This is a genomic window from Wolbachia endosymbiont of Wuchereria bancrofti (genome assembly GCF_002204235.2).
In the GTDB taxonomy this organism is placed as follows: domain Bacteria; phylum Pseudomonadota; class Alphaproteobacteria; order Rickettsiales; family Anaplasmataceae; genus Wolbachia.
Genome location: NZ_NJBR02000062.1, coordinates 1 through 10,037 on the forward strand (window position 1 = coordinate 1; position 10,037 = coordinate 10,037).

Genomic DNA, 10,037 nt, shown 5'->3' on the forward strand with positions numbered 1-10,037 from the left:
CTAAAAAAACGCCAACTGATAAAACGATAGTGAATAAATAGCTGCCGCGGGGCTTCTTTCGTCTTTTTTTCTGTTTGGTAAACTTCTTAAATATTTGCAGCTAAACAACAACCGTCATTCTGCTACTTATTAGTGGGATATCTACTGGGATAACAGGGAATGCAAGAAAGTATTTATGATTAATCTTTAGATAAAATATAGAATTTCGATAAATTTAACCTTTCTAGAAACTATACAACAATGACAAGTAAACTGAGAGGGAAGGGTTATGGTAATAGAAAAGGAAAAGTTGTTTAAAATCATACAAAAAGCAAGCAAAAGCCAAGATTTGAAATGAGGATAATTTACTTAAAAGAGTAGGAAATGAGTTACGCGAAAAAGATGAAGTAGAATATAGTAAGTTTCGCCTTGGTATAGATAAGAATCATCTATTTAGTATACAAACTCCAGAGGAAACTTCAGAAGGTTGGACATTACTACACCCCGCTGTAGAATGTAACAATCTACTAATGGTAAAGCTTTTACTAGACAAGAAAGTAGGTGTTAATATTCGAGTAAAAGACAGATCTAAAGATGGTGGACCTACCCCTTTGCACATCGTTGCTTTGCATGATAATCATAGAGATAATGCAACGTTACTAAGTGATGATCGAGTAAAACCCTTATTAAAAGATGCTCAGGATCAAGTTCCAAGAGAGGTGGCTGGTAATGTACTAAACAGGTATACTATAATAAAAATGTTAGAGGAAGCAGAAAAAAGTTATCGTGCAAAGCCGCAGAAGAAAGCAAAAAATTTAACATCAAGCTTCAAGGTAGAAGTACCTATCATTTATCATAGAATAAGCATTTATGATAACATCTGTAAACGGAAATGATGTAACTGTTCCAGCAAATGTTATAGATTTTTACTACGAATAGTATGATGATATACGTAGTAATAGTACTAGTGATGATAGTGAAATACATATTCCTCCAGAACAGACATCCATATAAAAGATGAGAACGGAACGATTTCCTTACACTCTGAAGAGGAAATAAAGAAGCTTGAAGTTCAACTAAAAAGATCATATGTTCAACTCAAGAATGAGTAGAAAGAGAATCAATTATTAAAACAAAAAATACGAGATCTAGGAAGTAAAAATGTAACACTTAATAGTGAATTAGGCAAAACAAAAAACTAGCATTCTAAAACAAAAGCGTTGTAAAAAAAGCGCGAAAGGAACTGACAGAATTTAAAAGTAGAGCAAATATTGGCATGAAAAAGAAGAGTGGACTTCTTTACATATTACTGCTATATTCAGCAATGTAGAGATAATAAAGACTATATTATAATTAGATAAATAGACCTCAACGCAATGGATCAAGATAGATGGATTATTTTATATCATGCTACAAACAATTATCATGCAGACAAAGTAAAATATCTAGAAAAAGGAGCAAATTTTGAAGTACGAGACAAAAATGAAAAGAGCTCTTTGGATCTTGCCACTGATAAACAAAACAATGACATAGTAGAATACTTACAGGAAAAAATCAAGAGTAAAACAGGTTTTAGTAAGGGTAAGTCAGAAAAAGCAGAAAAAAGACCACTGTTTTCAAGAATTACCTATATGAACCTTATAACTACGTCAATAGCAGGCTCTATCCCTTAGTGTTGTTTCCAGATTGTTTGCCCTATTAATAATTATAACTTCTATAACATCTGCTTCAATAGCTGGCAACATTACATACACAATGTTACAACCTACCACTAAATTGAAAGAAGTGGCTGTCCAAAATTAACAATATGGTGTTTGTAAAGCTTAATTTGTAGAAATATCTGCTTTACTCATCCCTGGTAACTTTGATATAGTTATTAGGTTAAGATCTATAAAGTTTATAAATGGTAATCTTGAGTGTAAGAGAAGCTTTATGTACAGCAATTAGAGAAGAAATGCAAAACAATCATGATGTATTTATCATGGGTGAAGAAGTTGCGGAGTATGATGGCGCTTATAAAGTAACAAAAGGGTTGCTGAAAGAGTTTGGAGAAAATAGGGTGGTTGATACACCCATTACTGAACATGGATTTGCTGGTCTTGCTGTTGGAGCAGCATTTGCTGGACTCAGGCCAATAGTTGAATTTATGACTTTTAATTTCTCTATGCAGGCTATTGATCAAATTGTGAATTCTGCAGCAAAAACAAATTATATGTCAGGTGGACAACTTGGATGTCCCATAGTATTTCGTGGACCAAACGGCGCTGCAGCAAGAGTCGCTGCACAACACTCTCAATGTTTTGCATCTTGGTATTCGCATGTACCAGGGTTAAAAGTAATAGCACCTTATTTCGCCTCCGATTGCAGGGGTCTGCTCAAAGCTGCAATTCGTGATCCTGATCCAGTAATATTTCTAGAAAACGAGATCGCTTATGGGCACGAGCATGAAGTTCCTGATTCTGAGCTATCGGACAAAGACTATCTACTTGAGATAGGTAAAGCTGCTGTGATACGGGAAGGAAAGGATGTAACCATTACTGCTTTCTCATTGAAATTAACGGACGCTTTAGGTGCAGCAGATTTACTTTCAGGTGGAGGCATAGAAGCTGAAGTTATTGACTTAAGAACTTTAAGACCTCTTGATACTGAAACTATTATTAATTCTATCAGAAAAACTAATAGATTAGTTAGCATAGAAGAAGGTTGGCCATTCGCAGGAATAGGAGCAGAGCTTTCAGCTGTTGTTATGGAGCAGGGATTTGACTACCTTGATGCTCCAGTTGTACGTGTAACTGGTAAGGATATTCCCCTTCCTTATGCTGCAAATCTAGAAAAAAAAGCATTACCGCAAGTGGAAGACATAGTTGAAACTGTCCATCAGGTCTGTTTTAGAAAAAAATAAGCCTTAAATTTCCAATACAAAGCAATCCATTGGTAGAAGGATTTATTTCTTTTTATCCACTCCATATTGTTCCATTAAAGAAGTATTTTCACCTGTATCACCCATTACTTTTGTCACAATAGTTTTAGCACCAAAAAATACAGCATAAAATATACCTAATGCAAAAGGACCGACCAGGGTATTCTACCAAATATTGCAAATAAAGCTGCACCTATCATTACTACGGTTATAAGAGGTCCACCTATTCCCCAAACGTAGTCGATAATATTACATATTACTTGAGCAGTTATATTATCATTGGTACCAGATTTAGTATCAGCATTTCCAATATCAGAAAAGAAATAAATAATATCATGAAAAGATATCAAAAACTTTCCTAATCATAGGGTTCATCCCCATACCTTAAATTTAGATATCGCAATTGTATCTAAAATAGTAGAATTTTTGGTAAAGTTAGTACAAAGATTAGATAAATTCGCAGTTAAGCATTATATTTTACCAAATTTTCTACTTTCTATGTATCAATCACCTATTTTCAAAGCTTGAATAAAAGCATTATGTGGAATGTCCACGTTTCCTACAGAATATAGTCTTTTCTTACCTTTCTTTTGCTTTTCTAAAAGCTTCATTCTTCGTGTTACATCTCCACCATAGAGTTTAGCTGTCACATCCTTTCTGTAAGGGTTAATCGTTTCTCTTGCAACAATTTTACCGCCCACTGTTGCTTGAATTGCAATTTTATATTGCTGACGTGGTATTAAATCTTTCAAGCGCGCACATATTTCACGTCCTCTTTTCTCAGACCTACTTTTGTGAACAATACAGGTCAATGCATCTACAGGTTTTCCATTAACTAAAAAGCTCAATCTATCTATTTGACTTTTCTGATAATTAGAAATTTCCCAATCTAAACTTGCGTATCCCTTAGAAATCGATTTTAACCTACCATAAAAATCAAAAACAACTTCAGACAGTGGCAACTTATACTTCAACAACGCTGTTGTTGTGTTACCAACATAAGATAAATCCTCCTGTTTTCCTCTCCTCTCCTCACATAGAGATAGAATTTCTCCTAAATATTGGTCAGGTACCATTATAGTTGCAGTAATCCATGGCTCTTCTACTATTTTAACTCTTACTGGATCTGGCATGTCATTTGGGTTATGAATATTCAGAGTCTCACCACTTTGCATTGTAACCTCATATGTAACACTCGGTGCAGTTGCCGTTAAGTCCAAATCAAATTCTCTTTCTAGCCTTTCTTGGATAACCTCAAGATGTAGCATTCCCAAGAAACCGCAACGGAATCCATAGCCGAGCGTATTTGAAGTTTCAGCTTCGAAGGTAAAACTTGTATCATTCAAATGTAACTTCTCCAGCGCCTCTCTTAAATATTCAAAGCCATCTGTTTTATTAGGGAAAATACTACAAAACACCACAGGGTGTATTTCTTTAAAGCCCGGCAATGCCTCACCACAAGGTTTTTTTTCTTCGGTAATAGTGTCCCCTACTTTGCAGTCTGCCACTTTTCTCATCGAAGCAGTTATAAAACCAACTTCACCTGCTGAGAGTTCACTCATCATTACTTTTTTAGGAGTAAAAATACCGATATTGTCTACTTGATATGTAGCATTGTTAGACATCATAACAATCTTCATGCCTTTTTTTAGCACCCCATTTTTAACTCGTACTAAAATTACTACTCCCAAGTAAGGGTCATACCAACTATCAACTAAAATCGCCTGCAGTGGAGCATTTATATTACCCTGTGGAGCTGGAAGTTTTGTTACTATTGCTTCCAATACATCCCTTATTCCAAGTCCAGTTTTTGCCGATATTAAAATTGACTCACTAGAGCCAATGCCAATTATCTCTTTAACCTGAAGCTTTACCCTTTCTGGATCTGAGGCAGGAAGGTCAACTTTGTTGAGCACAACTATTATCTCATGATTATTGTCAATTGCCTTATATACATTCGCAAGAGTTTGAGCTTCAACCCCCTGACTACTATCTATTACTAAGAGCGAACCTTCACATGTAGCTAAGCTTCGACTTACTTCATACGAAAAGTCAACATGACCTGGAGTATCCATAAGGTTTAAACAATATCGATTACCATCATTTGCAGTATAGTTTAGCCTTACCGTCTGTGCTTTGATTGTGATCCCACGTTCGCGTTCTATATCCATCGAGTCGAGCACTTGATTGGTCATTTCTCTTGCCTCAAGACCATTACATTCCTCTATCAAACGGTCAGCAAGCGTTGATTTACCGTGATCTATATGTGCTATTATTGCAAAATTCCTTACATTGTCCATTGATGGCTATTCTACTCATTTAAGTAGAACTATTTTACATTTTAAGTGTTGTAAGGGCAATTGTTTATTAAGAAACTTATTTACTCCTTTAATATAGACGACACTTTTTTTGAGTGAGAAACTACTTTATTAACCATATAACTCTCATGATTGTTATCTATTTTAGATAATTCATACAAATAGTTCACCATTATCCCAGCTGATTGGCCCATACCCTTTTCAGAGGTATCCGCCATCCAGTTTAGTTGTTTTATCGATGCACCATTACTTAAATGAAAATGCGCCACTGGATCATAAGCACTGCCATTACTGTTTTTAACCTTTAGCAAATAATGCGCACAAAGCTTCAGCAAGCATTGTTTTACTTCACTTTCGCATTCAACGTTAGTTTTCAATTGACCTATATTTCCTAAAATCTCTGCACTAGATTGTTTTATATTCAGCTTGCCTAACAAAGTAATATCCTGGTTTAAATTCTCTTTTAGCCATTTTGCAAAGCCAGGTATTGGAGAAAGAGTTGCGTACACCTTTATGCTTTTAAATTCATGCGATAGTTTTTCCACAACCCTTTTGATCAAAAAATTACCAAGACTGATTCCAGACAACCCTGCTTGGGTATTTGATATTGAATAGAATATGGCAGTGCTCGCATTACTTGGATCGCTTGAAGGTATTGACTCATCTAAAAGGTGTTGAATGCTATTTGCTATTTCATTCATCAATGCAACCTCTACAAAAATTAAAGGTTCACTTGGTATTTTATAATGAAAAAAAGCAAAACAGAGATGATCAGAATCTAGCCTGTTTTTTAAGTCACCCCACGAAGAAATTTTATGCACAGCTTCATATTTTATAAGTTTTTCCAACAATGATGCAGGTGAATTCCAGGTTATTTGATGAAGATCCAATAGATCAACATCAACCCAAGTACAAAGTATACTTTTTAATTCGTTCTCTAGCGGATTTAGACTTCTATATTGGCTCTTTAGCTTAAGCACATCAGAACGCATATCAACAATAAACTTAAGGCCTTCTGGTAAAGAGATAAACTGCTTCAATATTTTAGAACGTGGCGATTCAAGAATTCTTATTAAGTCCTGTTCAAATTTATAGCTCAATTCGGAATCTTGATTTTTCTTATATCCTTTTATTTTTTCATCTATTTCTGCTTTGTTTGGATTAAATTTTTCTGCCAGGGTTTGTAGAAACTTTATTCTACCTTTCTCTGATAAACTTAAGTACAGATTACCAAGAGATACAGTGTTCTTACGCGCCAAGACTTCACCCCCTTTTGGATTTAAGCACTCGTTCATCTTTAAAACTAAACTATCGATATCGCGACTACTGCTTAAATCTGGACTAATATTGCCAATCCACGACCTTACAGCATCTGCCACTCCACCAAATATCTTAAAAAAGCCTTTTACTGCTTTCTTATCTTCAACTTTCACTACATTAAATTCAACTAATGATTCTTTTACTATAGACTCCTTTTACTGTATATCTACAGTAAACCAAAGAAAAATCTTAGTCCACATAACAGGTATTATTATCAAATTATTAGCAATCTCTATAATATAATTAACTATAGAGTGTTAACAGAGAAAAATGTTATGACAGAAGCAAAAAAAAAGTCTAACAGTTACATTAAGGGCTCAAGCTGAAAAGTTTGACTCTAGCAAACTAAGGACTACAAAAGACAATAAATTAGCTAATTCTAGCGAAATGATATACTTAGATTCTCAAAGAATGAATTTTGTCATCAACAGAAAAAAATAGATAAAAACTTTATTATTGCATTGAAAGAAGGAACTAAGGATTATAAAAGTAAGCTTTTCAATAAAAATGACATCTACAATCTCGTGCGTGAAAAAGAAATAGATATTGAGCAGGGCAGAGTTTTTGTTGATTCAGTGTTTAAAGATCTTGAAAAAGATCTTACGTAAGGCACATTGCGTGAGTTATGGGATGATCACTACAAAAACCCCGAAATTACTGATCATCAAAAAACTGACGTATATAAAAAAGAGTTCGAGAAATTTTACAATGCAGGCCAGAGTCATAAGCACCTATTACCGAAAAAAGGGAATGAAAGTTATCGTTCAATTGCAAAAGAAATTTTTAAGGCAATATTTAAATATACTAAGTAGAAGCTTCAAGCAACTTCATTTTAGAAGAGCTAGTTACTAATTACAATCAAGCAGGGTATGAATTTACTGTAAGCATGCCTATTCTTGAAAGTTCACTTCTGTGAGTATGGATTAAAAGGAGAATATAGCAAGAATAAAACAATGTATATCAATTGTACTGATTCAAGCAATGCAGAAGTAAAATCTGATATGTCAGTACCTGTAGTAAAACTTGACAATCTAGGTAAAAAAATATGTGGATTAAACAGCTCACTAGAATTCACACTTGAATCTCAAAACGGTAAAAATAGTGTAATAATAAAGACGGTAAATTATCACTCACTGCTCCTAGAGAGTTGGAAAATCATTATACCGTTAGTGAAGAAGAGCAGTTACAATCAGATGATACTATGAAAAAAAGCCTACTTGATATTTATTATCGAATCTTTTTTAAGCTTTATTGAAAAGTTCATCGGTACAAAACTTAAAAATAAACAGGGTATTTATAATTGAGTAAAAAATGCGATAATACTAAATCGCAGCAATAGCTCAGAGGTAATGGTAACCAAAGATACTGTCACTCTTCAATGAAAATAGAATATAGCTTAGAAGACCAGCTAAAAGTAGACAATCACCTGGAAAGTGTAGAAACCACCAGTACATTGTAATGTGCATGTCCGTGATAGTAAGGGATTGTAGTTATTGAATTCTCTAACTTTCACCTTCTCATTTAACACATACCAGCATCATCTATCACTTCTAAATAAACCATTGCCAACATACACCACTGACAACTTCTACAGATATCTTGCTATTTAAACTAAGATTAAAGCAAGAATTCTTTCCTGGAAAGGCAGGGTCACTAAGATGCAGCTCCCATCTTAATCCTTTAGTTGATATTTGTGCTTTGGTTATACCAAGTAAAGATATTTTAGTATTTCGCGGCAAAGAAAAATGAGTAATGCCTTTCTGTAAGGTGTAACCTACCACGGGAAGCGAATGCGTGTAAAAGATGCTGTCCGTATCTAGAAAAATGTTGATATTCTGTAATACGTAATCAGCTGCTTTTCCAGTAATACCTGTCATTATCGATGGCAATAACTTCATTGCCTTTATTAAGTGAGCTACAGCTTTAGAAAAGTCGCAATAATTTTGATCAGGCAGATATACCGTGTTTAAACTAGTACGCAAATTCGGATTTATAATATCTAAATCTCCTATTATAAGATCAGGTTGTATACCAATTAATACAAAGCCGATTTTTGCCCCTCCATCTACAGCACAATAGGCATACCTTGTTTAAAGAACAATAAATTAGGGTATCTCTCTACTTAGTACTATAATGAAAGGATATTATTGGTGTGTGCTGCAATATAGTACATGATTATAAAATGCTCTGTGCGGATTTTGCATCGTATTTGAATAATTGATACTTTATTAATTATAATCCAAATTAACCGTTGGTTGTGCATCTTGCTCAGAGATCAAGGCACCAGTAAATTACTTATCAATAGACTTTCTGCTTTCTATCCAATTGTACGCTTTTGTTTTTTTCAAAATGAGCTATATTTTTTCAATAATTCATGTTGCATTTTGCACTATATGTTTTCTCGCAGAGGTGATAGCATGTGCTTGTTGATACCTTAACATTGCTTGTGCAATCTTAGATGAATATACCAAATGAGATATCCTCACTTCTATAATTTCAATTCCCATAATATCTAATATTTGCTGTAACATTGACCACAATTCACCTGAAATTTTATCAGAATTTTTACGTAAAGATTCCTCATCGCCTTCGCTGCTATATGGATAATTGCCTGCCAACTCCCTAATTATTGAGTCACTCTGTACAAAAACAAAGTCATAATAATTATTAATATAATAATATGCTTTTGCAAAACTGCTCACTCTTCAAACAATCATTACCGAAATCTTTACTGGACTGCCGTTTGCATTATTCACTTTTATTTTTTCTGTAAAGTAAGTTCCCATATAATGACCAAGAAATTCTATCACTCTTGCTCCATTAGGATTATTGATGAAAAACCTTTGAAAAAAAGCCAACATTGAAATAGTAGCAATTCCAAGTGCAATCGCACTATCATATGCTACAAAAGTACCGATAAAATTAATCCTAACACTATTAGTACAGGAAAAATCCGGAGTTAACTTAACTTTCTACCATTTATCGTATTATTATCTATATTATTCTTATGTCACCTGAACCCCCTCTATTGATAGTTTCATCTATTTTATTTATAAATAGTTTAAACTCCCTTAATCCGTGATCAAGCAACCTCATCTTGCTTTTATGTGCTATCGTAAGTGGATCAATGTGTTTGCTGTTGTATACAACTTCGTAATATAAATGTGGTCCTGTTACAATTCCAGTGCTACCAACATAAGTAATAACTTGTCCCTGCTCTTTCTAGAGCCTAACTTCACATCACTACTAAACCCACTCACGTGCGCGCAGCAGGTTAAATATCCGTCCTTATGTTTTATTTTGATGTGCTTACCGTATCCTCCTTTATTTCCTATATATTCTATTACACCTTCTACAGTAGCAAATACAGGAAGTACCAGGTTTAGCTGCATAATCTACTCCTTTGTGAAAGGCAATTTTACCACGAATAGGATGCTTTCTATTACCAAATTGTGAAGAGATATACGATAACCTCCGTTTAAAGGATTTATAAAAGCTCT

At 34.2% G+C, this 10,037-nt stretch carries 8 protein-coding genes and 3 pseudogenes; 5 read left to right on the forward strand and 6 right to left on the reverse strand.

What is annotated here, in order from left to right:
* Positions 1 to 437 precede the first annotated feature (437 nt).
* The 3 genes from CCY16_RS03240 (at position 438) to CCY16_RS03250 (ending at position 2,881) form a co-directional block, all read left to right on the forward strand.
* Positions 438 to 875 (forward strand): ankyrin repeat domain-containing protein, encoded by a 438-nt coding sequence (locus CCY16_RS03240; RefSeq protein ID WP_281250510.1) that lies wholly within the window; start codon positions 438 to 440, stop codon positions 873 to 875.
* Between the two features lie 480 nt (positions 876 to 1,355).
* The gene (locus tag CCY16_RS03245; RefSeq protein WP_088414917.1) at positions 1,356 to 1,652 is read left to right on the forward strand and encodes an ankyrin repeat domain-containing protein; all 297 of its coding nucleotides are present in this window, start codon (positions 1,356 to 1,358) and stop codon (positions 1,650 to 1,652) included.
* 230 nt (positions 1,653 to 1,882) lie between these two features.
* Positions 1,883 to 2,881 (forward strand): pyruvate dehydrogenase complex E1 component subunit beta, encoded by a 999-nt coding sequence (locus CCY16_RS03250; RefSeq protein WP_088414919.1) that lies wholly within the window; start codon positions 1,883 to 1,885, stop codon positions 2,879 to 2,881.
* A gap of 42 nt (positions 2,882 to 2,923) precedes the next feature.
* Here the strand turns inward: CCY16_RS03250 and CCY16_RS03255 are convergent.
* The 3 genes and pseudogenes from CCY16_RS03255 to CCY16_RS03265 form a co-directional block, all read right to left on the reverse strand.
* A pseudogene (locus CCY16_RS03255) lies at positions 2,924 to 3,274 on the reverse strand (TrbC/VirB2 family protein).
* A gap of 128 nt (positions 3,275 to 3,402) precedes the next feature.
* Complete coding sequence (gene lepA, locus CCY16_RS03260; protein WP_088414920.1) at positions 3,403 to 5,199, reverse strand: translation elongation factor 4; 1,797 nt, start codon at positions 5,197 to 5,199, stop codon at positions 3,403 to 3,405.
* An 80-nt stretch (positions 5,200 to 5,279) separates the two neighbouring features.
* Positions 5,280 to 6,683, reverse strand: coding sequence for a malonyl-CoA decarboxylase (locus CCY16_RS03265; RefSeq protein ID WP_088414922.1), 1,404 nt, complete (start codon positions 6,681 to 6,683; stop codon positions 5,280 to 5,282).
* A 315-nt stretch (positions 6,684 to 6,998) separates the two neighbouring features.
* Between CCY16_RS03265 and CCY16_RS05560 the strand changes: the two genes are divergently transcribed.
* Together CCY16_RS05560 and CCY16_RS03275 are read left to right on the forward strand one after the other, a co-directional pair.
* Positions 6,999 to 7,145, forward strand: coding sequence for a hypothetical protein (locus tag CCY16_RS05560; RefSeq protein ID WP_179946043.1), 147 nt, complete (start codon positions 6,999 to 7,001; stop codon positions 7,143 to 7,145).
* A 288-nt stretch (positions 7,146 to 7,433) separates the two neighbouring features.
* Entirely contained in the window at positions 7,434 to 7,742 is a 309-nt protein-coding gene (locus tag CCY16_RS03275) for a hypothetical protein (protein WP_088414926.1), read from the forward strand.
* A gap of 345 nt (positions 7,743 to 8,087) precedes the next feature.
* Here the strand turns inward: CCY16_RS03275 and CCY16_RS03280 are convergent, their stop codons facing one another.
* From CCY16_RS03280 to CCY16_RS03290, 3 genes and pseudogenes are all read right to left on the reverse strand, one after another.
* Positions 8,088 to 8,588, reverse strand: a complete 501-nt coding sequence (locus CCY16_RS03280; RefSeq protein ID WP_342742183.1) for a thiamine diphosphokinase — start codon at positions 8,586 to 8,588, stop codon at positions 8,088 to 8,090.
* A gap of 177 nt (positions 8,589 to 8,765) precedes the next feature.
* Positions 8,766 to 9,490 (reverse strand): annotated as a pseudogene (locus tag CCY16_RS06820) (SPFH domain-containing protein).
* 41 nt (positions 9,491 to 9,531) lie between these two features.
* Positions 9,532 to 10,037, reverse strand: a pseudogene (locus CCY16_RS03290) (M23 family metallopeptidase); the annotation flags it as partial.